The organism is Stenotrophomonas africana (assembly GCF_013004645.1).
In the GTDB taxonomy this organism is placed as follows: domain Bacteria; phylum Pseudomonadota; class Gammaproteobacteria; order Xanthomonadales; family Xanthomonadaceae; genus Stenotrophomonas; species Stenotrophomonas africana.
In genome coordinates this window covers 66,481-91,009 of record NZ_JABEME010000002.1, presented here as the reverse complement: position 1 = coordinate 91,009, position 24,529 = coordinate 66,481, and the positions used below count along the sequence as shown (strand labels likewise).

Here is a 24,529-nt window from a genome sequence, read left to right as displayed (position 1 = left end):
GCACACGTGTACGGCAGCCGCTGTTGATGGGATTGTTCATGTAACGCCCTTCCGGATACGGGTCGAGGGGGGATAGATGATGTTCCCGAAGTGGTCGTCGCGCCAGCGTCGGGCCAAGGCGCCAGCGCTCCGATTCAGGACGGCGGCAATGCATGGGGTGACGGTCGGAACAACGGCGAGATAAGCCAGACCAGGCCGATGCCGAACAGCAACGTGAGGCCGAAGGCGCGCAGCGCTGGGGTCTGCGACAGCCCCAGCAGGCCGAACGACAGCCAGGTGCTGGCCGCGCCCACGCACACCGCCAGCCATGCGCTGGCATCGCCGCGGTGCTCGATCAGGAAGATGCCGTAGTCGATGCCCATGCCCAGCAGCAGCATCAGCGCCAGCACGTTGAACAGCTGCAGCGGCTGGCCGAACAGGCCCAGCAAACCCAGGGTCAGCGCACCGGCAATGAGCGTCGGCGCGAATACTCGCCAGGCCTGGCGGCGGTAGCGCAGCCACAGCGCGCCGAACACCAGCGCGATACCGACCAGCAGCAGCCCTCCCATCAGCTTGCGGTAGTGACCCAGCAGCTGCGAGAAATCGGCAGTGCGGTCCACCCAGCGCACGCCCGGCAGGCCTTCGGCCGCGCCCTGAAGGGTGGCCAGCGCATCGGCACGCGAGAGGTCATCGACCATCACCACGCTGATCATCTGCCCGCCCACGTCGCCCACCCACAGGTGGCGGAACGGCTGCGAGGCCGGCGAGGCCAGGAAGGCTTCGGCGGTGAGCGGCGCATTCGCGAACTGCGGTCGCTGCAGCGGCTCGCCCACGGCCTCGGACACGGCCGACAGCACACCCGGTTCCACTTTCGCGGTCAGCGCGGCATCGGCCTGCTGGCGCGATGGCGACGGCAGCCAATCGCTGATCGCGCGGTAGCCACCAATGCGTTTGTCGTTGGCCAATACACGCAGGCGCCCGGTCAATGCTTCCTCACGCTGCAGCAGCTGCGCGGCATCCACACCCTGCACCAGGTAGAACTGCGCCGGGCTGGGCATGCCCAGCAGCTGGCTGAGGCGGATCTGCTGTGCCATCAATGCCGGCGGCGAGGACTGCAGGCTGCGCAGGTCGTCGTTGCTCTGCAGGCGGGCGATGCCGATCGCAGACAGCGCCAGCGTGATGACCACGAACAGCGTCACCGCACGGCGACCATGCAGACGCGGGAATCGCTCCAGCGTGCTGCCCAGCCACTGCGAGAAACGGGTCTGTCGGATTTCACCACCATCCAGCCACGGGAACCAGAAGATCACCGTCAGGAACGCGGCCGCCAGGCCGACCACCGAGAACAGCGCCATCTGGCGCAGGCCCGGGAAAGGCGTCAGGCCAAGCGCCAGGTAGGCCAGTGCGCTGGTCAGCAGCGCCAGCCACAGGCCAGGCAGCAGGTGCCTCAGCAGCTTCCAGCGGCGATCAGCCGGCTCGGCCTGGCGCGAGGCGAACCAGTGAATGCCATAGTCCTCGGCCACGCCCACCAGCGAGGCACCGAACACCAGGGTCAACACGTGCACGTTGCCGAACACCAGCACGGTCACCGCCAGCGCCACGCCACAGCCGATCAGCAGCGACGTGGCCACCAGCAGGATCGGACGCAGCGAGCGGAACGCGAGCCACACCAGCAGCAGCACCGCCGCCAGCGAGCCCCAGCCGATGGTATTGATCTCCCGGTTGGCCTGCACTGCCGCCGCTTCGGCATGCAGCGGCACGCCCGCATGCAGGATCTCCAGGTCCGTAGCGGCAGCCTTCGCCGCCTGCCCGGCGCGTTCCAGCAATCCATCCAGATGGCGCTCGCCATCGAGCTTGAACGCCGAGCCCGGCGTATCGAACTGCAGTGCAGCCCAGTGCCTGCCTTCGGCGTCGAGCAGGCCATCATCGCCCAGCCGCAGGCCCGCGCCCTGGGCCTGCTGCTGCCACCATTGCGGCCACAGCGACAGCGGATCCTGCCGCCACTCGGTCAGACGTGGGGCCCCCATCGGGCCGTACAGCGCGGCCAGCGCCTGCTCGGCCAACGCGCCCGGTTCGCCGCCCTGCAGCTGCTCGCGCTGGGCCGGAGTCAGCAGGCGGTCGCGGTACGGCGCGTAGAACGCGCGTGCCTCATCGAACCAGCCTTCGATCGAGCCGCTGGGTACCAGCAACGCGTGATCGGCGTCCTTGGCCATGGCCGCAGCAAACGCGGCCTGCGCACGCTTGGCGGCAGCGCCGTCCTTGCTGCCGAGCAGCACCACCACCTGCCGCGAACTGCCATCGGCGATGCGCCGGGTGACGTCGCTCAACAGACGGTCATGCGCGTCCTGCGGCAGCAGCGCGAGGATGTCGGTGTCGATCCGCGATTGCTGGCTCCACAGGTGCCACTGCTGCACGCCCAGCGCCAGCAGCAGCACCAGCCAGGCGATGCCCAGCCAATGCCACCAGCGGCGCAACCGGTCCGGTGCATTCAACGCCACGTCCTCACTCAAAGCGGCGCGCCTCGTCTGCGCTGAGCGCGGCCGGAGCCTCGCTGAGCGCGTTGAACTGGATCAGCGTGCGGTCCTTGCTGGCCTCGACAATCTCGACCTGGCGCACGTAACGGTCGCCCTGCAGAGTCAGCGACTGGAACGCCTTGGCCAGCATCGCCGACTTCGGCGTCAGCTGCAGCCGCCAACCCTGCCCTTCGCGGCTGACCGTCACGGTGAACGGTCCGGACAGCGCCTGCACGTCGCCACTCATCAGCGCGAACATGATCGCGTTCACCGAGCGCATCGCCGGCTGCTGCCGCGCATCGAGCTCGACGCGGGTGCTGCCGTCACGCTGGCGGCTGAGGATGCGGTCGGCAGTGACCACCACCTCGGAGGGAAACGGCTTCAGCGTGGTCCAGATCACGCCATGCTGGCGCGCGACCACGAACCGGCCCTGCGAGCGCAATGGGTTCCTGAAGCCGCTGACCTGCTTTTCCTGCGTGAACTGGCCACGCAGTACGTCCGGCCGCGCCACCGCCTGGGTGATCGCGTCGATGGCCGGATCGGCGGCCTGCACCAGCGGTGCGGCCACCAGCAACACCGTGCACAGCAGCGCACGCGCGAAACGGTTGGCTCGGTTCATGGCGCAGGCACTCCCAGGCGTTCCCACAGTACCGGCGGGCACTGGTACAGCATTTCCCTGCTGGCCGCGTCCACCGCCACCTGGATGGTCATTGCGCGCGTCAGCACCTGGCCGCTCTGCGCATCGAGGATTTCATAGTCGATCTTCAGCCGGTTCTCCCATTCCACGAGGCGCGCGACCACGCGCAGCGGCTGGTTGAACAGCAGCGGGCGCACATACTTCACCCGTGCATCGACCACCGGCCAGAGGTAACCCGATTCGAGCATCTGCGGGTAGTCGTAGTTGTAACGACCCAGCAGCGCACAACGCGCGATCTCGAAGTACTTGAAGTAATGGCCATGCCAGACCACGTTCATCGGGTCGCAGTCATGGAAGGCCGGGGCCAGCGCAACTTCGGCCACCCGTTCGATTGCTTCATTCACCGGCATACAGCTCCCAACGTTGCGCGCGGATCTCCATCAGCAGGTCCCGCAGTTCGCGATCCAGCGCGCGGTCTTCTTCGACCAGGGCAATGCGCTGCCCCAGGTCGGCGTACATATCGGCCAGACTGCCATGCAGCTGCGCGTTCAGGCCAACCCGTTCGCGCAGCGCCAGGCCCTGGCGGGCAGCCACCAGCATCGCGGCCACCACCTGTTCGGTCAGTTCGATCACGCGCAGGCAGTCGCGCGCGGCGATGGTGCCCATGCTGACCTTGTCCTGGTTATGGCATTCAGTGGACCGCGAGAACACGCTGGCCGGCATGGTCTGCTTCAGTGCTTCGGCAGTCCACGCCGAAACGCTGATCTGCAGTGCCTTCAGGCCATGGTTGATGGCCGCACGCGGGCCGGTGGCGGCCGACAGGTTGGCCGGCAGTCCATGGCTGTAGCGCGCATCGACCACCAGCGCCAGCTGGCGGTCGAGCAGGTCGGCAATGTTGGCGACCGTGTTCTTCAGGGTATCCATCGCCAGCGCGATGTGGCCTCCGTAGAAGTGGCCGCCGTGCAGGATGCGCTCGCCATCCACATCGATCAGCGGATTGTCGTTGGCGCTGTTCAGTTCGGTTTCGATCAGCTGGCGCAGGAACGGCAGGCTGTCTTCCAGCACGCCGATCACATGCGGTGCGCAACGCAGCGAATAACGGTCCTGCAGGCGCTGTTCATTGCGCGGCGGGCGCTCGCTGTGCAGGTCGCTGCGCAGGCGCGCGGCAATGCGCATCTGGCCCGGGTGCGGCTTGGCTGCGAACAGGTCTTCGTCGAAGTGGTGCGCGTTGCCGTCGCTGGCCAGCACATTGAAGGCGGTCAGGCGCGTGGCCATGCGTGCCAGATAGTCGGCGCGCTGCCAGGCGAGGCAGGCCAGGCCGGTCATCACCGCGGTGCCGTTCATGATTGCCAGGCCTTCCTTCGGCCGCAGCTTCAGTGGCGCCATGCCGATCTTCGCCAGCACTTCGCCCGCTGGCTGCACGCGGCCGTCGTGCAGCACCTCGCGCTCGCCACACAGCACCGCCGCCACGTAGGACAGCGGGGTCAGGTCACCGCTGGCACCGACCGAACCTTCGGCCGGAATCAGCGGCAGTACATCGTGCTGCAGCAGCGTAGCCAGGCCTTCCAGCAGCGGTACGCTGACACCGGACATGCCACGCACCAGCGAGGCCAGGCGCGCGGCCAGCACCGCGCGGGTCTCGACCGGGTCCAGGTAACGGCCGAGGCCGCAACCATGGTAGGTGTACAGATGGTGCGGCAGTTCCGCTACCAGCGCCGGCGGAATGTTCACCGTGCACGAGTCGCCGTAGCCGGTGGTCACACCGTAGATGACGCCGTCATCGCGCAGCAGGCCGTCGAGGAAGTCGGCACCGCGCTGGATGTGCGCGCGGAACGCCGGCGCCTCGCTCAACGCGGCTTCGCAACGGCGCCGGGCCAGGGCAACCACGTCTTCGATGGTCAAGGGTGCATCGCCAAAGCGGCACACAGGTAAGGCGTCAGTCGTCATGCGGAGCCTGATCCCAGAAGGGGAAGAAATTGAACCAGTCCAGCGGCGACTGGATGACCTGCTGTTCCAGCCAGCCCGCATAGCGCTGCACCTGCGCGGACAATGCCGCATCACGCGACCCCCGTGGCAGCACGATGCGATCGGCGAACGGCTCGAACACGACCCGATAGCCCTCGCCCTCATGCAGGCAGGCCATGGTGTAGACCGGGCAGCCCAGTGCGGCGGCAAGTACATACCCACCGATGGGGAACGGCGCACGATGCCCGAGGAAATCGGCGCTGAGGCAGCGCCCACCACCGACCGGCGTGCGATCGCCGACAATGGCCACGAAACCGCCAGCGGCCACCTTGTCGGCCAGCATCATCGCCGTGGCAGGCCCCATTTCGGTGACCTGCACAAGTTCCACTGCTGCAAGCGGATCAAGCCGGCGCAGCAGGCGATTGAAGCGCTGCGCATGCGCGGTATGCACCAACACGGTAATGCACAGGCCGGGGACCCGCTCGGCCAGCACCTGGCACAGTTCCAGGCAGCCGATGTGCGCGGTAAGGATCAGCCCGCCTTCGCGCTGCGCGATCCTCTCCAGCACCGGGGTGCGATGCAGGTGGATGCGTTCGGGCGGATAGCGCCCACCGATGCCGAGGATCTTGTCCAGCATCGTGTCGGCAAATGCAAAGAAGTGGCGCAGGCTGTCGCGCCGGGTCGGCGCGCGACCCAGCACGCCGCTGTAGGCCTGCAGCCGCTGCAGATACTGCATCGAGGCCTCGCGGCCAACGCGGTTGCCCAGCCAGTGGCAGGCCACCACCGGCCACACGCACATGCGGAACGGCCAGCGCCCGAACCAGCGGTGCACCCAGTACAGGACCAGCACGCCGGCCACCGAGGTGGATTCACCGATATCGGCCCAGTGCGGGGCACCCTGAGGGGTCGCCATTTCAGCGCTGCCCCCGCAGGCGGCGGCGCAGCAGGCGCGGTGCGCGCCAGAGCATGCCGAAGAACAGGCGGGTGTGCATGCGGGTGATGCGTACGTTGTCGCGCCACATATCAAAGTGCGACACGCCATCGGAAGGATAGGTCACGCGCGTGGCCAGGTGCTCGACCGGCACCTGCCGCCAGTACAGGCGCACGATCACCTCGGTATCGAAATCCATGCGCCGGCCGATGGTCTCTTCGCCGGCCACGCGCAGAACCGGTGGCAGTGGGTACACGCGGAAGCCGCACATGGTGTCGCGCAGGTGCAGCGACAGCGTATTGATCCAGACCCAGATGTGGGTGGCGTAGCGGCCATACAGCCGTGCCTTCGGTACGCTGGCATCGTAGGCCGGGATACCACAGATCACTGCATCCGGATGGGCACGCGATACCTCGATGAAACGTGGCAGGTCGCTGGTATCGTGCTGGCCGTCGGCATCGATCTGCAGCACGTGGCTGTAGCCACGCGCGTGGGCCTCGGCGAAACCGGCCAGCATCGCCCCGCCCTTGCCCTGGTTGATGTCCAGGCGCAGCAGGTCGACCCCCTGGCGCTGCGCCAGCGAACGCAGCACTGCCGCACACGCGTCATGTGAGCCGTCGTCCACCAGCAGGCATGGAAGGCCGGAAGCCAGCACGCCGTCGACCACCGCCGCGATCGCATGTTCGTGGTCGTAGACAGGAATCACCACCAATGGCGCGAACGCGGCACTGGCACTGGAGGAATCAATCCGCATCGGCGAACACCACTTTTCCGCTGGAGTGCATTCCGTGGCTGGAGGTAAAGCGGAAACCCAGCACGCCACGCGCCGCATCCCAGTCCAGATGCAGGGTCAGCACGTCACCCGGCCGCGCGACGTGTTGGAACTTCACCGCGTCCATGCGCAGGAAACCCGCCGGCATCGCGAACGCCTGGCGGCCGAAACGCACCGCCCAGTCCAGCTGGGCCACACCGGGCAGGATGGGTGCCTGCGGGAAGTGGCCCTGGAACGGCCGCAGCGCCGGGTCGAGGGTCATGCGCAATGTCGCGCTGGACGTATCGCGGTGATCCCACAGCGGTACCGGCATCAGCGGCTGGAACAGTGCCGCCAGCGCCGCCTGGGTGACCTTGCCCTGCGCATTGAATGGCAGCGACTGGACCAGTCGCCAGCGACGTGGACGGGTCACTGCGTCGTGGCTGTGGGCCAGCCGCGCACCCAGGCGCTGGCCGAGTGCACGACGCGCCGCGTCACCACCGTCCAGCAACGCGGCATCTGCCGGCACCACCACCGCTGCAAGCTGCTCGCGCTGGCCCGGCAGCACCAGCACGCGTGCATCCTCCACTTCGGTGTCTTCGCGCAGCGCACGTTCCAGCGCATCCAGCGAGACACGCCGCTCTTCGATCTTGACGATGCGATCGGTTCGGCCCAGCAGGCGGAAACACCCATCGGCCAGCGCTTCGACGCGGTCCTGGGTGCGCCACCAGCCGGCGTTCTCCAGGTGTGGCGACGCCACGGCCAGGCATCCCTCCTCGATCCGCCACTGCACGCCCGGCAGTGGCTGCCACGGCGGCAGGTCGGTTTCCCAGCGACGCCAGGCGATGCCGCCGGTCTCGCTGCTGCCATACACCTCGGTGGGAGCCACGCCCAACCACTGCCGCACCTGCCGCGCCGCTTCTTCAGGCAGCGGGCCACCGGAGGAGAACACTGCGCGCAGGCGGCCATGCAGGCTGAACCAATCCAGCTGTTCGGGCAGGCGCTTGAGGTGGGCCGGGGTGGCCACCAGCACTGTTTCGGTACCGGACAGCGCCGCCACCAGATCTTCATGGAAGAACCGGCGCGGATGAATCAGGCGACCGGCGGCCAGCGGCCACAGCACACGGAACAGCAGCCCGTAGATGTGCTGGTGCGAAACCGTGCCATGCACCTCCGCCCCTTCCAGCTGCGCACCGAACGCAGCCTGCAGCGCGTCGACTTCGCGCGCCAGCTGGTCCAGGCGCTTGCTGATCGCGCTGGGTTGGCCGGTGCTGCCAGAGGTGAACACGCACAGCTCGCAGGCGCGCTCGTCCAGCATCCGCAACGTGCCGTCCACCTCTGCATCCACCACCGCCAGCGGGCGGTAGTCGGCGGGGACATCGCCAGCAAAACCACTCACCTGTGACTGCAGGGCCTGCAGCGTGGCCGGCAGGTTGTCAGCCGCCAGGAACACCCGCTTGCCGGCATGCCAGGCACCGTACAGCGCTGCAGCGAAGGCCACGGCATCGTCGAAGTACAGGGCCCAGTCGCGCCCCTCGGCAGCGGCAAAGGCCGAGCGCCACGCCAGCACGCGCCGGTGGAACCCGGCGTGGTCGAGCAGCACACCGTCGCAGACACCGACCGGGCGTTGCGGCCGCGCATCCAGCAGCAGCCGATCCAGGGCAATCCACTCAGCCATGCGTATGCACCGCCCTGACCCGTTGCCGCACCAGCCACTCACCCGCAAACAGGATTCCCATCAACACGTACGCCAGCAAACCGTTGTAGAGCATCCAGACCCGGTCCGACGCATACAGCGCGGTCAGCAGGGCCAGGCTGCCGTTGAGGACAAAGAAGCCGCACCACACCTGGGTGACGCGACGGGTATAGGGCACCGCCGACGCAGGCAGGTTCGGCTCCTGCAAGCGGGCCAGGCGCTCGACCACGGGAGGACCGAATCGAAGGCTGCCGGCAAACACGACCAGCATTACGGCATTGACCAGCGCCGGGTACAGCTTCAATGGCAGCGCCTGGTTGAGTACCGTCGCCAGCACTGCGAGCAGGCCGGCACCCGCTGCCGCGCCCCACCACACCGGTTGCCGCGCGCCCAGTGCCCGCAGCAGGGCCAGCGCGAACAACAGCAGCGACGACCAGCGCGGCTCGAAACGGCCCATCGCCAGATAGACCAGCAGCGGATAGGCCAACGAGATCGCAGCCACCGCCACCGTGCGTGCGCGTGCCATGGGAACGACGCTCGCGCTGCGGTCAGGCGGCCGCCTGGTCCGGCAGCAGGCCATGCGTCACATCGACGATGTCCTGCACCGTACGCACGGTCTTGAATGCTTCCGGCTGCAGGTTGCGACCCAGCAACGGCTTGAGCTGAACGATCAGATCGACCGCATCGATGCTGTCAATGTCCAGATCGTCGTTCAGCCGGGCCTGGGGCGTGATCCGGGCCGGTTCAATCTCGAAGCTGTCGGTGAGGATGGAAACGATGCGATCGAACAGTTCATTCTTGGTCATGGCAGTTCCTGGCACCGGTTACGACCGATGGGCGGCGACGAACTCGCCAAGCGCGCGCACGCTGGAAAAATGGCGGCGGGTCTCTTCCGAGTCGGATGACAGGCTCACACCGTACTTCTTCTGCAGCGCCAGGCCCAGTTCCAGCGCATCGATCGAATCCAGGCCAAGGCCCTCGACGAACAGCGGCGCAACCGGATCGATATCCTCCGGCGTGATGTCCTCCAGTGAAAGCGAGGAAATGATCAATACCTTGATCTCGTGCTCAAGTGCTTGCACGGGTGGGGTCTCCAGATAGGTCGAAGTAACGGGAAAGGTGCTCGGTGACGCGACGTGCCGCCAGGGCATTCCCTCCTGGCGAGTCGTCTTCGACCAGAAATGTCGAGATCGGGATATCTTCGCCGATCTGCAGCCGAACGTGAAAGCAACGTGAGGGAATACGATACCACTTCTGCCCTTTGGCCAGGGTCGGCGGAGTACAGGTGATCCGCACCGGCGTGATGTCCAGACGGCCGCGGACGGCGATGTTGGCGGCGCCGCGCTGCAGCCGCAGTGGCTGCCCGGGCACGCTGCGGGTGCCCTCCGGAAAAATGACCAGGCTGCCACCCGCACGGACCGCCTTCACGCAGTCATCGACCAGGCCCGGCCCATCGTCGTTGGCAATGTAGCCGGCGGCCCGCACCGCACCGCGCATGAACGGGCTGCTGGCTACCGCGCGCTTGACCACGCAGTCCGCGTTGGGCAGCAATGACACAAGGCAGACCACATCGATGAGTGTTGGATGGTTGGCCAGCACCAGCAGGCCGTCGCGCTGCAGGCGTTCGCGCCCTTCGATCTCGCAGGTCATCACACCCAGGCTGCGCATCAGCCGCAGCTGGCCGGCAAAGGCGAGCTGGACCAGGCGGCGGGCACGGCGGCGGCGCGCGAGTGGGTCGCGCATCAGCAGCAGCAGCGGCATTACCACCGTCCCCAGCACCAGCCCGCCCAGCCCAAAAGCAAGAAAGCACAGCGCCGTGCCGAACACACGCCAGGCATGATCGAGGCGGCGCAGCCCCTCAGCCACGGCGGCCCCAGGACCAGCGTTGTCCCTGCGTTACATGCTCAAGCGCCGGCATCCCCGACAACAGGAAACGGTGCAGGTCCAGTGCGTGCGGCAGATGGCCCGGCACGCCCTCGGCAGCACCCGCCGGTTCCCAGCGCAGTGACAGGGTTGGGCAGCCCTCGCGGGGCTGGGTGAGACGCCAGCACCATGCGAAGAACACGTCGGGTTCGTCGGCGAACGGCGCGTATATGCCCGGCAGGGGCGATTCGTACACCACCACACGCACCTCACGGGCGCCGTCGGCCAGCAGACCGACCGCTTCCAGGCAGGCGGCTTCCGCCGTGGCCCGGCCCGCGGCCAGCGCCAGGTAGTTGCCGCGATGACCACGGGCAATCGAGTACAGGGCGGCAATGGCGTTGTGCACCGACAGCCCGAAGGTCGTGGGCGACAGGGGTTCTTCGGCTGCCAGCGATGCCAGCAGATCCATCGAGCGGGGCACATCGCCATGTCGGCTGGCGAAAACCAAGGGCACCTGGCTGTCGGCACCCTGCGCGTCCTCGCACCAGCATGCGGCCTGGATCGCCATCCGGCCCAGCCGTTCGATACGCCGACGCTGCATCGCCGGGATTTCGGTGAGCGCTGGCGCGCCCTCGCCCACGGGCAGGAACGGCGCATCGGCCCAGCGCAGCCATTGGCTGCGCTCGGTCAGGCCAGGCGCCCAGGCGGCCCAGTCGACGACGGAGAATTCAATCATCTAGCGGTGGTGTTTCACTGGGGGAACGATAGGCACGGGCCACTCAAGGCGACGCGCGGCTCCCCCTTCCTGCAGCCGTGCGTCCGTCCAGGACGTTGCCGGCTACCCCCTTGGCTGCCGGAAAGGAGCGCACGCTATCACGTCCAACGCAGGGAATGCAGTCTTCACAAACAACAACGCGGGAACGGCCAGCCGCAGTTCCCGCGCAGGGTTCTCAGTGGTAGCCGGCGTCAGCGTGCACTTTGCCGCGAAATACCCGGTAGGACCACGCTGTATAGCCGAGGATGACTGGCAGCAATATGACCAGCCCGACCAGGGTGAATCCCAGCGAAGACGCCGGCGCGGCGGCCTGCCACAGCGTCATCGACGGCGGCAGCAGGTACGGCCACATGCCCAGCACCAGGCCAAGGAAGCCAAGCACGAACAGGGCCAGGCTGAGCAGGAAGGGCGGCAGATCGCGGCGCGGATGAGTGGCACTGCGCCACAGCGCGGCAGCCACCGCCAGGGTCAGCAACGGCACCGGCGAGAGCCACCAGAAGTTGCCGTCGCTGAACCAGCGTTCCATCAGGCGCGAATCGAGGAACGGCAACCAGCTGCTGACCAGGCCCATCGCCGCGATCACCGCCACCACCAGCGGGCGGGTCATCTGCCGCGCGAGCGCCTGCACGCGCCCTTCGGTCTTCAGGATCAGCCAGGTGCTGCCCAGCAGCGCATAACCGGCCACCAGCGCGGCACCGGTCAGCATGGCGAACGGGCTGAACCAGGCGAACGGGCCGCCGTGGTAGGCACCGTCCACCAGCGGGATGCCCTGCACCAGGGTGCCAAGGATCACCCCCTGGGCGAACGTGGCCAGCAGCGAACCGAGGCCGAACGCCACGCTCCACAGCCGGCGCGAACGATGTGCCTTGAAGCGGAACTCGAAGGCCACGCCGCGGAACACCAGCGCCACCACCAGCAGCAGCACCGGCAGGTACAGCGCCGACAACAGCGCCGCGTACGCCTTCGGGAACGCCGCCAGCAGGCCGGCGCCACCGAGCACCAGCCAGGTCTCGTTGCCGTCCCAGATCGGCGCGGCGGTGTTCATCATCAGGTCCAACTGATCCTCGTCCTCGGCGAACGGGGCCAGGATGCCGATGCCGAGCACGAAGCCGTCCAGCACCACGTACATCAGCACACCGAAGCCGATCACCGCGAACCATGCCACCGGCAGCCAGGTCATCAGGTCCATGTCAGCGCTCCTCCAGCGGTTCGTCGGCGGCCGACAACGGACGCGCCGGGGTGTGGCTGCCGTGGTCCAGCGACGGCCCTTCGGCATAGGGCTGCGGCCCGTGGCGCAGGATCTTCACCAGGTACCAGATGCCCCAGCCGAACACGAAGGCGTAGCCCACCACGTAGACGCCCAGCGACAGCGCGGTCATCCACGCGCTCTGCGGGCCCACTGCATCGGCGGTGCGCAGCACGCCATACACCACCCACGGCTGGCGGCCCATCTCGGTAACGAACCAACCCGACAGCAGCGCGATGAAACCGCTGGGCAGCATCCAGTTCCAGCCGCGCAGCAGCCACGGCGAATCCAGCAGCTTCTTCCGCCACAACTGGAAGGCCGACACCCAGGCCAACAGCAGCATCAACGTGCCCAGCCCCACCATGATGCGGAAGGCGAAGAACACCGGCGTCACCGGCGGGCGCTCGCTGGCCGGCACCGAGGTGAGAGGATCGAAGGTGCCGTCCAGGCTGTGGGTGAGAATCACGCTGCCCAGCTTCGGGATGGCCACTTCGAAATCGTTGCGCTCCTCCTTCTCGTTCGGCAGCGCGAACACCACCAGCGGCACGCCCTCGCCTTCCCTGGTTTCATGCCAGTGCGCTTCCATCGCCGCGATCTTCATCGGCTGGTGCTTGAGCGTGTTCAGGCCATGCATGTCGCCGACGAAGATCTGCACCGGCACGGTCAGTGCGGCGAACGCCACCGCCGCGATCAGCATGCGCCGTCCCGCTTCCACGTGCGTGCCCTTGCGCAGGTACCACGCGCCCACGCCACCGATCACGAAACAGGTGGTGATGAACGAGCCCAGCGCCATGTGTGCCAGGCGATAGGGGAACGACGGATTGAATACCACCTGCCACCAGTCCACCGGATGCACGATGCCGTTGACCATCTCGTAGCCGGCCGGGGTATGCAGCCAGCTGTTGGACGACAGGATCCAGAACGTGGAGAACAGCGTGCCCAGCGCGACCATGCAGGTGGACAGGAAATGCAGGCGCGGCGAGACCCGGCCCCAGCCGAACATCATCACGCCGAGGAAGCTGGCTTCCAGGAAGAACGCGGTCAGCACCTCGTAGGTCAGCAGCGGTCCGATGACGGTACCGGCCACCTCGCTCAGCCGCGGCCAGTTGGTACCGAACTGGAAGGCCATGACGATGCCGCTGACCACGCCCATGCCGAACGACACCGCGAAGATCTTCTGCCAGAAGAAATACAGCTCGCGCCACACGGGCAGCTTCGTGCGCAGCCAACGCCATTCGATGAAGGCCAGCCAGCTGGCCGTACCGATGGTGAAGGCGGGGAACAGCACGTGGAAACTGATGACGAATCCGAACTGGATCCGGGACAACAACAACGCGTCCAAGGGACGCCTCCTGCCTGAGACCGGTGGGATACCGGACCACTTTAGGAGGATTTCGTTAAGGTGGGATGCGACCGGGTGACGCGCTGCTTCACTTTGTCGCAGGGGGACCCGAATTACAGGATGAATGGGCTACAGAGGCTTCAGCAAGGTCAAGGGCGGCTCCTTGGCGATTCGCAGGGCCCGGGGTACCAGTGCAGTCAAGCAGGCCGCCATCACCAGCACGACAGCGCTCGATATCGAGAACCACGGTGAACCTGTGATGCCGTCCTGCGGCGACCCTACCCACTGCAACGACGACGCACCGAGCAGGGCGCCCAACGTGGTGAACAGTGAAACCTCGAACATGATTTCGGCAAAGATCACAGATCCGCGCGCACCCAAAGTGCGTCGGATTGCGATGGAGTGCCGGCGTCGATCAAGCCATGCACCTACAACTCCGGAAATTCCGGCCATCAGCACACCGAGAACAACGGCCGTCATGACCGCGAGCACGGTCGTAGCGAAGCGATCAGCTTTGACGTAGGCGTCGCGATATCCCGCCATCGTCTCGACACCGGTCGGATTCACGATCCGATAAGGCCGTTGCAGCGCATCGACAATGCGATCAAGCGATGAACGATCGACCATAGACCTCCACTTCGCCAGATAATAGCGACTCGCGCCCATGGGAAGGCCCGGAAGCAACGCCCACTGCGAGTCTCGCTCATTGCCTCCTGGCGCCGGCCCAGCAACAGACGCAAATACGCCCACGACGACCCGGCTGCTGCCGGGGCCGAAGTACAGGTGGCGGCCAACAGCACTCTCCGTTCCGAACAAATGTGCAGCCAGCGTTTCACTTATCAGCACCACCGGAGCGCCTTCAAGCATGTCGTCCTCTGCGGCATCCCGCCCCAGGACGATTCCCGCGCCCAGCATCGCCAGCAAGCCAGTGCTGGCAGTTACCACGGGAATGCGATCACATCCAGCAATGTCTGTCGTGCCGGAGCTCATCGAGTGCGCCATGGCCGACTCGCTGGTGCACACGCCGTATCGATGAGCTCTTCCCCCGAACGGAACGGAGTCGCTCACAGCCGCGCCCTGAACACCGGGTAGCCGGATCGCGGACAGGTCTGCCCGCAGCACTGCTTCATCCGCGCCTTCTTCGACATCCGAGACTCTGACCACACCAATCGATGCTGCCTCCCGGATGCTCCCGGTGTTCAATCTGGCGAAGCTGTCCAGCGTAGATTGCAGTGCGAACGCACATGCCAGGCTTGCAAGCGCTGCCTGCACTGCAAGCAGTGCGGCGCTTCCCAGGTGTCGTCGGGTCTCCCTCATCGATTCGAACATTTCAGGCAGCTCCCTTCGCGAAGGCACTCGACAGTGAGCTGACCCTGCAGATTTCAAACGATGGGACCAATGAGCAGAGCAACGTCGTGACGACTCCCAGGGCAGCCGCCATCAGCATTGCCCCAGCATGCATCGCTGTGATCGCGCTGGGCAGAACGTCTCCCGCAGCAACCACCCGGATTCCCAGTGCATAGGTGCCGACAGCGAGTGCACTGCTTGCGACTCCCGCCGCGATGGATTCCCACATGAGCTGGACGAACACGTCCCGGCGTCGCGCTCCCAGTGCACGTCGTATCGCGAGCTCCCGCCTACGGCGCCCCAGACTGAAGCTCAGCAGTGCCGCCGCATTGACGACGCACACACCGAGAAGGATCAGTGACAGCCGAAGCTGCATCCTGGCCCGCTCCGGAACCAGTCCCAGCCTGTCCAGCCACTCCATCAACGGCCAGAGTGCCACCTGTTGGGTACCTGGCGCGGTCCGAAGGCCCTTTGCCTGCGCATAGGCGTTCAGACCCGCGCGGTAGGCGGCGACATCATCTGCGGTAGGCAGCCACGCCCACAGTTGAAGCCATGAAACGTTCCCCCCTGCAAGATCCGTGTCCTGGTCACCACCCCAGATCGCCGTCCCGTCCACAACAGTCAACTTGTCCGCGATTGCGGTTTCAACTGGCAGGTAGATCTCGTCAGGCTCTACAAACGGCCGGCGTGTGAGATCTCCCTGAAACATCGGCACCGGATGCCAATCCTCCGCGACACCCACTACGGTGTAGGTGCGTCTGCCCAGTTCCAACGGATGACCAACGCAGTTCTGTGCACACTCACGCTTGGCGAGCGCACGCGACAGGACCACCATTCGACTCGCAGCATGTCCCTCCTCGGCAGTCCATGCCCGCCCTTGAACAACGGCAATGCCAAGGACACTGAAGACTTCGGACGTGGCGAACCTGGCGCGCAGTCTTGCGCTGGACTCTCCCGGCCGGGAGAGCGTCACCGCCCCCCCTGCCATAGCTGCCTGTTTCCACGTCCCGCCTTGGTTCAGAAGCGCCTTCGCGTCTGGCCAGGTCAGTGCCTGACCAGAATCCGGAGAACCACTGCGGAGTGCATCTGGACGCGCGTCAAGGTACGGGCGGAACAATGTCGAGCTCCGGTCTGGTGCGGGATCGGACGATGCCTGGAAAACAATGGAGAGCATCACAGTCGTGATCCCTACCCCTGCACCCAGCATGAGAGCGATTGCCAGATGAGTGCCGATTCGCTGCTTGAATCGGGCAAGCGAAAGCTGGATGTAGTAGAGCATCATCCAACTGCATCCGGTGTTGACTTACTGGCGCACCTGTCCATGTGATTCTCACTCCAACCCGTGGAAGCTGATGGTTGAGAGTCTCTGATTGTGAAACTCCGCCTCAAGCGGAGGCATGGAATTTGCAACTTTCCTCAGGAAACACACGTAGCTCGTGGACCTTGGATAGAGCGCCCGCCACTGATGACGAGACCGACGTGACGGAATCTGTCGGGAAAGGCCAACTGTCGATTTGCGGACAACGCCCGATGCCTGGATTTCTGATCGGGAGTTGGAGGAAGAAACGTCCCAAGGCAGGTGCAGACGTCAATGTTTCCCTAGACCCAGAAGTACCAGACCGCCGCAGCCACCAACGCGCCCAGCAACACCACCTGCACCACCACATAGCCCACGCCACTGTCGCGTGACTCAGCGGCGATCCGCTTCTGCAGCGCCTCGCTCACATCCGGCGTTTCTTCCTGCTGCACCTGCTCACGCAACGCGTGCGCCAGCGCGCGCTTTTCCGCATCGCGAGGGTCGGTCGATTGAGTCACAGCAGTTCTCCGGCGGCGGCATGCCGCGTCAGTTCCTGCTTCAGGACCTGGCGCGCGCGGTACAGGTGGCTCTTGATGGTACCGCGTGCCAGTCCGGTCACCTGCTCGATCTCGGCCAGATCGAAATCCTCCAGGTAATGCAGGCCGACGATCAGCCGCTGCGGCGCACTCAGCCGCTCGAGTGCCGCACCAAGCTGGCGCCCGGCCTGCAGCGCCTCGCTCAACTCAGCGGGCCCGGGACCTTCATCGCCGATCCCAAGTTCCTCCGGCACCTCCACGGCCATCATCCATTGCGCCTCCAGCCGCCGCCGGCGCAGGTGCTGCAGCGCCGTGGTGTAAGCGACCCGGGAAATCCAGGTGCGCAGCGAGGATTCAAAACGAAACCGATGCAACTGGCGGAACACGGCCAGGAAGGTTTCCTGCAGCAGGTCGGCCACCTGATCGCGGTCGCCCACCATGCGCCCGATCACGTGCGCGCAGGTGCGTTGATGGGTCTCGACCAGCTGCGAAAACGCCGCCTGCGAGCCGTCGATGATGGCTCGCACCAGAGCTTGGTCCGCATCCAGCGGTGCAGCGGGTGCCGCCGTCGCCGCCGTATCGTGGCGGCGGCGGCCCCGCAGTGCCGACAATGCTTCGCCGAGCAGGCTCATCTATGGGGCGCCCCCTGTGCCCATGGCATGGGCCGGCTCAGCCCTTGCGCGCAGCAGGACGGGTGAAGTGCCAGGCCAGCAGCTGGCCGAGGCCGGCACTACCGACCAGCGCGGCGGCGGCGCCAAAGGTCAGGTCACGGGCACCGATGGCTTCCAGCAGGGCCATGGCCAGGGCCAGGCAGACCAGGCTGATGCCCCAGCGCAGCGCGCCCTGGCGGCGGCGCTCTTCTTCCAGCACGGCCAGCGAGCGGATCACTTCCTCGGGCACGTGCGGGGCCACCAGTTTGCTGCGGGCGCGGGCATCGGCAATGGCATGGATCGCGTAGGCGATGCAGATGAAGAGGGTGATCGGGATCAGTTCCTGCATGGTCGGGCTCCTGTTCGGTGGATGATGCGGGTTCAGGAGAATGGATGCGCGAGGCCGGCCACCGGTTGCACCACTTTGCCAATCCCGCCGCCATGACCTGTGGCCCCTGCCCCGGGCCCTTGCGGCTGCTACGCTTGGCCGGTTTCCTCTACTGGTGCCGTCCGCCCATGTCCCGAGTGCTGCCCCTGTCCCTCCTGCTGTCGGCCGTGCTGGCCGCACCGGCTGCGCATGCCGCGCCGACGCCGATCACCATCGAACAGGCCATGGCCGACCCGGACTGGATCGGCCCGCCGGTCGAGAAGGCCTGGTGGTCGTGGAACAGCCAGCAGGTGGAATACCAGCTCAAGCGCAACGGCAGCCCGGTGCGCGATACCTTCCGCCAGCCGGTGGCCGGTGGCATGGCCGCGCAGGTGGCCGATGACCAGCGCGGCACCCTGGACGTGGCCGAGCCGGTCTATGACCGCAGCCGCAGCCGCAGTGCCTTCGTCCGCAATGGCGACGTGTTCGTGCGTGACCTGCGCAGCGGCGCGCTGACCCAGCTGACCCGCAGCAACGAGCGCGCGGGCAACGTGAACTTCGCCGCCGACAACGGCGTGATCTGGCGGGTCGGCCAGAACTGGTTCCACTGGACCGCCGCCAGCGGCGTGCAGCAGGTGGCCAGCCTGAAGGCTGAGAAGGACCCGCGCACGGCACCGAAGGCTGACGTGCTGCGCGACCAGCAGCTGCGCACGCTGGAAACCCTGCGCCGCGACCGTGACCAGCGCGAAGCACTGAAGGACCAGGACCAGCGCTGGCGCCAGGCCGACCCGACCCGCGCGCCGGGCCCGGTGTACCTGGGCGCCGACGTGGAGATCGCCGACAGCGTGCTGTCTCCGGACCTGACCCACTTGATCGTGGTGACCAAGCCGAAGGACTTCGACGACGGCCGTGGCGGCAAGATGCCGCTGTATGTGACCGAATCGGGCTACGAGGAAACCGAAGACACCCGCACCCGCGTCGGCCGCAACGGCTTCGAGCCGCACACGCTGTGGTACGTGGACGTGCGCACCGGCAAGGTCGAGAAGGTTTCGCTGGCCGGCCTGCCGGGCATCAGCACCGATCCGCTGGCCGAGCTGCGCCGCAAGGCCGGCAAGGACGCGCTGAAGGGCGAGCGCAGCCTGCAGGTGATGAGCGACTTCATGGGCGGTGGCATCCGCTGGAGCGCCGACGGCCAGCAGGCTGCGGTGATGCTGCGTGCCAACGACAACAAGGACCGCTGGATCGTCAGCATCAACGCCGCCGACGGCCGCGTGCAGAACCGCCATCGCCTGACCGACAACGCCTGGATCAACTGGGGCTTCAACGATTTCGGCTGGATGGCCGATGGCCGAACGCTGTGGCTGCTGTCGGAGGAATCGGGCTTCTCGCACCTGTACATCCAGACCGGCACTGCCAAGCCGCAGGCGCTGACCAGCGGCAAGTGGGAAACTTCGGCGCCGGTGCCGTCGGCCGATGGCAAGGGCTTCTACTTCCTGTGCAACCAGCAGGCGCCGCATGACTACGAAGTCTGCGCGGTCGACACCGGCAGCCGTCAGGTGCGCGAGCTGACCAGCCTCAATGGCGTGGAAGATTTCTCGCTGTCGCCGGACGGCCAGCAGCTGCTGGTGCGCTATTCCGGCGCCTACCTGCCGGCGCAGCTCGCCGTGCTGCCGAGCACCGGTGGCCAGGCCCGCGTGCTGACCGACACCCGCACCGCCGACTACAAGGCGCGCCAGTGGATCCAGCCGAAGCTGGTGGCAGTGCCGTCCAAGCATGGCGCCGGCGTGGTCTGGGCCAAGTACTACGAGCCCGAAAACAAGGAACCCGGCAGGAAGTATCCGATCGTGATGTTCGTGCACGGCGCCGGCTACCTGCAGAACGTGCACCAGCGCTACCCGGCCTACTTCCGCGAGCAGATGTTCCACAACCTGCTGGTGCAGAAGGGCTACATCGTGCTGGACATGGATTACCGCGGCAGCGAGGGCTACGGCCGCGACTGGCGTACGGCGATCTACCGCAACATGGGCCACCCGGAACTGGAAGACTACAAGGACGGCCTGGACTGGCTGGTCGACACCCAGCAGGGTGACCGCGACCACGCCGGCATCTACGGCGGTTCCTACGGCGGCTTCATGACCTTCATGGCGCTGTTCCGCTCGCCGGGCACGTTCAAGGCTGGCGCCGCGCTGCGCCCGGTGGTCGACTGGCACCAGTACAACCACGGCTATACCAGCAACATCCTCAACACCCCGGACATCGACCCGGAGGCGTACCGCGTGTCCTCGCCGATCGAGTACGCGCAGAACCTGCAGGACAACCTGCTGATCGCCCACGGCATGATGGATGACAACGTGTTCTTCCAGGACTCGGTGAACCTCACCCAGCGCCTGATCGAACTGCACAAGGACAACTGGTCGATCGCACCGTACCCGCTGGAGCGCCACGGCTACGTCCGCGCCGATTCCTGGCTGGACCAGTACAAGCGCATCCTCAAGCTGTTCGAGCAGAACCTGAAGTGAGCAACGCCGCGGCCACGATCCATATCGTGGCCGCGGTCATCCTGGATGACCGCGGCCGGGCGCTGGTGGTGCGCAAGCACGGCGCCAGCCGCTTCATCCAGCCCGGTGGCAAGCCTGAAGCCGGCGAAGCACCGCTGCAGGCACTGGCGCGCGAACTGGACGAAGAACTCGGTGTGCAGGTGTGCGCCGGGACCGCCGTCGCGCTGGGCACGTTCGAAGACTGGGCGGTGAACGAGCCCGGCCACCTCGTGCAGGCGCAGGCATGGTGGGTGCAGGTGGACGGCACGCCACAGGCACGCGCGGAGATCGCCGAACTGGCCTGGGTGCCGCTGCAGCCGCCGCACGGCCAGCCCTTGGCACCGTTGAGCGAACACCATATCCTGCCGGCCGTCGCCACCCGGGTGACAGCCCGCTGAGCGTGCGGGCGCCGACCGCAAGGACACCGGATGTCAATGTCGATCCCGCCGATTCCTTCGCTGGTCCAGCCGGGCTATCACGCCTGGGTGCGCCCGATCGCACAGGCTTCGTTCTGGCTGTCACTGCTGCTCACGGTCTACTTCGTGATGCAGGGACTGCTGCTGTGGCCGCTGCACAACCTTCCGATCTGGCACCTGGTTGAGAGGGAAGTGCAAGACCAGCACCTGCACAGCCTGATCTGGCTTTTGGCGCATCCGGTGGCCGCGTCGATGATTGTCGCGCTGCTGTGCCTGGCCTCGACCCTGGCCAGCTGGGGCCTGCTGCGCGAGCGCAGCTGGGGCCTGTGGAGCTTTGTGGTGATCCTGCTGCTGAGCGCATTGACCAACTTTGCGATCGCCGGCTGGTTGGACGTGTTCATGCGTGACGTCATCCCGTTTCTCTCCGACGACGCCGTCCTGCAGCAGGAACTCCATCTGAAACGCTGGTTGATCACGCTGACCGTGGTGGCCATGTCATTTGTGATCCTCGGCCTGCAGGGCTGGTTGGCCTGGCGCCTGTTGCGGCCGGACATCCGCTCGCGCTTCCACTGAGCCACACCTTTTCCCGCACGACAAGGACCGTCGCATGCGCTTGCTGACCCTTCTCCCCGCACTGCTGCTGTTGGCCGCGTTGCCTGCTGCCGCCAACGCGCTGCAGTGCGGCGAATACCGCAGCACCGATGGCGGCATGGCGCTGGTGTTCGAATCATCCACCACCGGCTATCGGGCTCTGGACGGTCAGGAACGCGCACCTCTGCGCATCGATCGCAGCGCCGGCGATCTGAACCTGGTGTTTCTCGACGACGGTGCATCCACCGCCATCAGCGTGGCTGCTGACGGGGCGCATATCAACGACGGTATGACCGACTTCGAGCTGCATCGACCCCAGGCTTGCCAGCGCGCCCCCGCGCCCGGCGCCTGCCTGGGCCAACCTGCGCTGTGCATTGCGCGGCTCGCGGATGCGCCCCCGCAACAGGCGCAAGGCGCGTGCGAGGAAGGCGTCGGCGCTGGATGCTCGGCGCTGCTGCGCCACTTTCTCGCTGCACCGGCCGCCGCGGCCGGTCAGCAGGACGCACCATTGCCTGCCGCGCAGCGCACCACGCTGCAGCGGCTCTGCCTGCACCAGCGCGGTGGGCGCTTCTGCACCGAGGTGGCCGAGCAGCAGTTGATCGCGCTGGAACCCACGCTGGCCGTGCAGGCGCTGCAGGTGGTCTGCGATGCGGGGCGCGTCAGTGCCTGCGAACGTACCGCGCCATTGCGTGAACTCGGCGCCCATCTACGCCTGGTGCCGGTCCAGCAGGTGCCCTGTGGCCGCTACCAGGCCGAGGGTGGCCAGGTCGACAGGCTCGACTTCGGCGATGGCACGCGCGGCCGCCTGCATGACGGCGCCATCCACCTGCAGCAGGACGGCGAAACCTTCGTCCTGCGCCAGCTGGGCAACGGCGACCTGCTCGGCATGGACACGCAGACCGGCTACCAGCAGTATCGGCCCCTCCCCAACGCACGCTGCCGGGCCGCGCCCGGCCATGATCACTGACCTTTACGCTGCCGTTCTGCCAGGAGTTACCGCATGCCTTCCGCCACCGACATCCGCCACCGCCTGTCACGGGGGTGGGGTGCTGCGCTTCTGTTGCTGCTGAGTCCGGTCGTGTCCGCACAGGCGCCGCTGTGCGGCACCTTCAAGGACGCCGACAGCGGTACCCGCCTGCAGGTGGAAAGCCCTGTGCAGGGCCGCCTGCTCGCGCCCGGCGTGGCGCCCGAACCGTATAACCTGGAGCGACTGGGCGAGTCGCTGGTGATGGCCAGCCTGGTCACCGGCAACGTCAGCGCACTGAAAATCGCCAGCGACGGCCGCGTCCTGGCCGGCGATGACCACCGCTACAGGTTGGAGAGCGCGACCGAGTGCCGCGCAGCACCGGCGTTTGCGGCCGGGAGTTGCCGCGCGGACATCGCGCAGTGCATCGATGACATGGCACTCGCCGGTCCCGAACGCTGGCGACAATGGTGCCGCGAGGATGTTCCCGTCGCCTGCAATCTGCTGATCGAGGACTACCGCAGCGATGCCCGCAACGACCTGCTGGTGGAAATGGCCCTTGCCAGCGATCGCGAAGAGCCGGCCACGCCAGCGGCCTGTGAACAGGACACCGCGAGCTACGACCGGGACGCGTGCGAGCAAGCCGAGACAGCCAGCCGTGCACGCGATATCGGTTGGGCGTTCTCACTGGCAGGCAGCACGCCGCACCAGGTGCCACTGCCTGCTGAGCAGCTGGACGAGGTCAGCACGCTGTGCCGCGAACATCCCAGCGCCAGCTTCTGCCATGCGACCGCCGTTGCGTTGTGGGCCTCCAAGCGCCTGTTGCCTGCACGCGATGCGCTGCAGCTGGCGTGCAGGGTCAGCGAGGATCCACAGGCCTGCAGCACGGCCACGCCGCTGGCGTCGCTGTCACCGGCGGATCTGGCCATAGCGCCTCTGGACGCACTGCCCTGTGGCCGCTACCAGGCACAGGCCGGCGACCTGGTGTTCGGCGAGGATGGCCAGGTCCGGGTGGCGGGGCAGGAGGCGCAACCTGCCACCCTGCGCGAGGGAGCCGTCCACGTGCGCAGCGGGAGAGGCGAGGACCGGGTGTTCTGGCGGCTGGCCAATGGCGATCTGGTGGCGAACGACCGCGACAACCGCTTCACCCGCTACCAGCGCGATGGGTCGGCCCCCCGCTGCGTCGCGCGCGCGGGTACCGGCACAGGGCCTGCGGTAAAGTAGGCGCCATGAACGAATTCGAGCGCGTTCGCGCCTACCTCACCGACCTGCAGGACCGCATCTGTGCGGCGATCGAGGCCGCCGACGGCCAGGCCCGCTTCCAGGAAGACCTGTGGCAGCGGGCCGAGGGCGGTGGCGGGCGTACCCGCGTGCTGCGCGACGGTGCGGTGTTCGAGCAGGCCGGCATCGGCTTCTCCGACGTGGCCGGCAGCCGCCTGCCGCCGTCGGCCTCGGCCAACCGCCCGGAACTGGCCGGCGCCTCCTGGCGTGCCACCGGCGTGTCGCTGGTGTTCCACCCGCTCAATCCCTACGTGCCGACCACCCATGCCAACGTGCGCTTCTTCCAGGCACAGCGCGACGGCGAAGTGGTGGCCAGCTGGTTCGGCGGCGGCTTCGACCTGACCCCGTTCTATCCGTTCGACGAGGACGTGCAGCACTGGCACCGGGTTGCGCGCGACCTGTGCACGCCGTTCGGCGAAGAACGTTATGCCGCACACAAGCGCTGGTGCGACGAGTACTTCTTCCTGCGGCACCGCAATGAAACGCGCGGTGTCGGCGGTCTGTTCTTCGACGACCTGCACGGCGACTTCGAGCGCGATTTCGATTACCTGCGCGCGGTCGGTGATGGCTTCCTCGACGCCTACCTGCCGATCGTGCAGCAGCGCAAGGACACCGCGCATGGCGAGCGCGAACGCGAGTTCCAGCTGTACCGTCGCGGCCGCTATGTGGAGTTCAACCTGGTCTATGACCGCGGCACGCTGTTCGGTCTGCAGAGCGGTGGCCGCAGCGAAAGCATCCTGATGAGCCTGCCGCCGCGGGTGCGTTGGGAGTACGGCTTCAGTCCGGAAGCGGGCAGCGCCGAGGCGCGCCTGGCCGACTATCTGGTGCCGCGCGACTGGCTCTGA

General features: G+C 66.7%; 25 protein-coding genes. 6 read left to right on the top strand and 19 right to left on the bottom strand.

Features of this window, described 5'->3' with window-relative positions; genetic code table 11:
- Positions 1 to 134: 134 nt before the first annotated feature.
- The 19 genes from HLA98_RS04690 to HLA98_RS04600 all read right to left on the bottom strand — a co-directional run bounded on the left by HLA98_RS04690 (position 135) and on the right by HLA98_RS04600 (position 17,877).
- The gene (locus HLA98_RS04690) at positions 135 to 2,489 is read right to left on the bottom strand and encodes an MMPL family transporter (RefSeq protein WP_057500874.1); all 2,355 of its coding nucleotides are present in this window, start codon (positions 2,487 to 2,489) and stop codon (positions 135 to 137) included.
- Positions 2,482 to 3,111 carry a LolA family protein gene (locus HLA98_RS04685; protein ID WP_057500875.1) on the bottom strand — a complete coding sequence of 210 codons (630 nt, stop codon included), beginning with the start codon at positions 3,109 to 3,111 and terminating at the stop codon, positions 2,482 to 2,484. The genes HLA98_RS04690 and HLA98_RS04685 overlap by 8 nt, the downstream gene beginning before the upstream one ends.
- Complete coding sequence (locus tag HLA98_RS04680) at positions 3,108 to 3,539, bottom strand: acyl-CoA thioesterase (protein ID WP_049443727.1); 432 nt, start codon at positions 3,537 to 3,539, stop codon at positions 3,108 to 3,110. The genes HLA98_RS04685 and HLA98_RS04680 overlap by 4 nt, the downstream gene beginning before the upstream one ends.
- Positions 3,526 to 5,076: an HAL/PAL/TAL family ammonia-lyase gene (locus HLA98_RS04675; protein ID WP_057500876.1), complete on the bottom strand. Its 1,551-nt coding sequence runs from the start codon at positions 5,074 to 5,076 to the stop codon at positions 3,526 to 3,528. The genes HLA98_RS04680 and HLA98_RS04675 overlap by 14 nt, the downstream gene beginning before the upstream one ends.
- On the bottom strand, positions 5,066 to 6,007 hold the full coding sequence (locus HLA98_RS04670; RefSeq protein WP_057500877.1) for a lysophospholipid acyltransferase family protein: 942 nt from the start codon (positions 6,005 to 6,007) through the stop codon (positions 5,066 to 5,068). The genes HLA98_RS04675 and HLA98_RS04670 overlap by 11 nt, the downstream gene beginning before the upstream one ends.
- 1 nt (position 6,008) lies before the next feature.
- Positions 6,009 to 6,779, bottom strand: coding sequence for a glycosyltransferase family 2 protein (locus tag HLA98_RS04665; RefSeq protein WP_057500878.1), 771 nt, complete (start codon positions 6,777 to 6,779; stop codon positions 6,009 to 6,011).
- On the bottom strand, positions 6,769 to 8,454 hold the full coding sequence (locus HLA98_RS04660) for an ApeI family dehydratase (protein WP_057500879.1): 1,686 nt from the start codon (positions 8,452 to 8,454) through the stop codon (positions 6,769 to 6,771). Before HLA98_RS04660 ends, HLA98_RS04665 begins: the two co-directional genes overlap by 11 nt.
- On the bottom strand, positions 8,447 to 8,998 hold the full coding sequence (locus tag HLA98_RS04655) for a COG4648 family protein (protein ID WP_057500880.1): 552 nt from the start codon (positions 8,996 to 8,998) through the stop codon (positions 8,447 to 8,449). The genes HLA98_RS04660 and HLA98_RS04655 overlap by 8 nt, the downstream gene beginning before the upstream one ends.
- 22 nt (positions 8,999 to 9,020) lie before the next feature.
- On the bottom strand, positions 9,021 to 9,278 hold the full coding sequence (locus HLA98_RS04650; RefSeq protein WP_057500881.1) for an acyl carrier protein: 258 nt from the start codon (positions 9,276 to 9,278) through the stop codon (positions 9,021 to 9,023).
- Between the two features lie 18 nt (positions 9,279 to 9,296).
- Positions 9,297 to 9,554: a phosphopantetheine-binding protein gene (locus tag HLA98_RS04645; RefSeq protein ID WP_046983475.1), complete on the bottom strand. Its 258-nt coding sequence runs from the start codon at positions 9,552 to 9,554 to the stop codon at positions 9,297 to 9,299.
- Complete coding sequence (locus tag HLA98_RS04640) at positions 9,541 to 10,338, bottom strand: lysophospholipid acyltransferase family protein (RefSeq protein WP_049443742.1); 798 nt, start codon at positions 10,336 to 10,338, stop codon at positions 9,541 to 9,543. The genes HLA98_RS04645 and HLA98_RS04640 overlap by 14 nt, the downstream gene beginning before the upstream one ends.
- Positions 10,331 to 11,071, bottom strand: coding sequence for a beta-ketoacyl synthase chain length factor (locus HLA98_RS04635; protein ID WP_057500882.1), 741 nt, complete (start codon positions 11,069 to 11,071; stop codon positions 10,331 to 10,333). The genes HLA98_RS04640 and HLA98_RS04635 overlap by 8 nt, the downstream gene beginning before the upstream one ends.
- A gap of 214 nt (positions 11,072 to 11,285) precedes the next feature.
- The gene (gene cydB, locus HLA98_RS04630; protein WP_057500883.1) at positions 11,286 to 12,299 is read right to left on the bottom strand and encodes a cytochrome d ubiquinol oxidase subunit II; all 1,014 of its coding nucleotides are present in this window, start codon (positions 12,297 to 12,299) and stop codon (positions 11,286 to 11,288) included.
- Between the two features lies 1 nt (position 12,300).
- Entirely contained in the window at positions 12,301 to 13,698 is a 1,398-nt protein-coding gene (locus tag HLA98_RS04625) for a cytochrome ubiquinol oxidase subunit I (RefSeq protein ID WP_057500884.1), read from the bottom strand.
- Positions 13,699 to 13,827: 129 nt separating this feature from the next.
- Positions 13,828 to 15,027, bottom strand: coding sequence for an ABC transporter permease (locus HLA98_RS04620; RefSeq protein WP_057500885.1), 1,200 nt, complete (start codon positions 15,025 to 15,027; stop codon positions 13,828 to 13,830).
- 1 nt (position 15,028) lies between these two features.
- Positions 15,029 to 16,327 (bottom strand): ABC transporter permease, encoded by a 1,299-nt coding sequence (locus tag HLA98_RS04615; RefSeq protein WP_057500886.1) that lies wholly within the window; start codon positions 16,325 to 16,327, stop codon positions 15,029 to 15,031.
- Between the two features lie 317 nt (positions 16,328 to 16,644).
- A complete protein-coding gene (locus HLA98_RS04610) occupies positions 16,645 to 16,860 on the bottom strand; it encodes a hypothetical protein (protein WP_057500887.1) in 216 nt (71 codons plus the stop codon).
- Entirely contained in the window at positions 16,857 to 17,510 is a 654-nt protein-coding gene (locus HLA98_RS04605; protein ID WP_057500888.1) for an RNA polymerase sigma factor, read from the bottom strand. The genes HLA98_RS04610 and HLA98_RS04605 overlap by 4 nt, the downstream gene beginning before the upstream one ends.
- A gap of 37 nt (positions 17,511 to 17,547) precedes the next feature.
- The gene (locus HLA98_RS04600; RefSeq protein ID WP_005414880.1) at positions 17,548 to 17,877 is read right to left on the bottom strand and encodes a hypothetical protein; all 330 of its coding nucleotides are present in this window, start codon (positions 17,875 to 17,877) and stop codon (positions 17,548 to 17,550) included.
- Between the two features lie 167 nt (positions 17,878 to 18,044).
- Here HLA98_RS04600 and HLA98_RS04595 point away from each other — a divergent pair, with 167 nt between their 5' ends.
- Genes HLA98_RS04595 through hemF form a run of 6 tightly spaced genes read left to right on the top strand, consistent with a single transcriptional unit; the run spans position 18,045 to position 24,529 of the window.
- The gene (locus tag HLA98_RS04595; RefSeq protein ID WP_057500889.1) at positions 18,045 to 20,414 is read left to right on the top strand and encodes a S9 family peptidase; all 2,370 of its coding nucleotides are present in this window, start codon (positions 18,045 to 18,047) and stop codon (positions 20,412 to 20,414) included.
- Positions 20,411 to 20,830 carry an NUDIX hydrolase gene (locus HLA98_RS04590; protein WP_057500890.1) on the top strand — a complete coding sequence of 140 codons (420 nt, stop codon included), beginning with the start codon at positions 20,411 to 20,413 and terminating at the stop codon, positions 20,828 to 20,830. Before HLA98_RS04595 ends, HLA98_RS04590 begins: the two co-directional genes overlap by 4 nt.
- Positions 20,831 to 20,860: 30 nt before the next feature.
- Complete coding sequence (locus tag HLA98_RS04585) at positions 20,861 to 21,421, top strand: hypothetical protein (protein ID WP_057500891.1); 561 nt, start codon at positions 20,861 to 20,863, stop codon at positions 21,419 to 21,421.
- Between the two features lie 34 nt (positions 21,422 to 21,455).
- Positions 21,456 to 22,406 carry a hypothetical protein gene (locus HLA98_RS04580; protein ID WP_057500892.1) on the top strand — a complete coding sequence of 317 codons (951 nt, stop codon included), beginning with the start codon at positions 21,456 to 21,458 and terminating at the stop codon, positions 22,404 to 22,406.
- A 33-nt stretch (positions 22,407 to 22,439) separates the two neighbouring features.
- Complete coding sequence (locus HLA98_RS04575; RefSeq protein ID WP_057500893.1) at positions 22,440 to 23,627, top strand: hypothetical protein; 1,188 nt, start codon at positions 22,440 to 22,442, stop codon at positions 23,625 to 23,627.
- Positions 23,628 to 23,632: 5 nt separating this feature from the next.
- Positions 23,633 to 24,529, top strand: coding sequence for an oxygen-dependent coproporphyrinogen oxidase (hemF, locus tag HLA98_RS04570; RefSeq protein ID WP_057500894.1), 897 nt, complete (start codon positions 23,633 to 23,635; stop codon positions 24,527 to 24,529).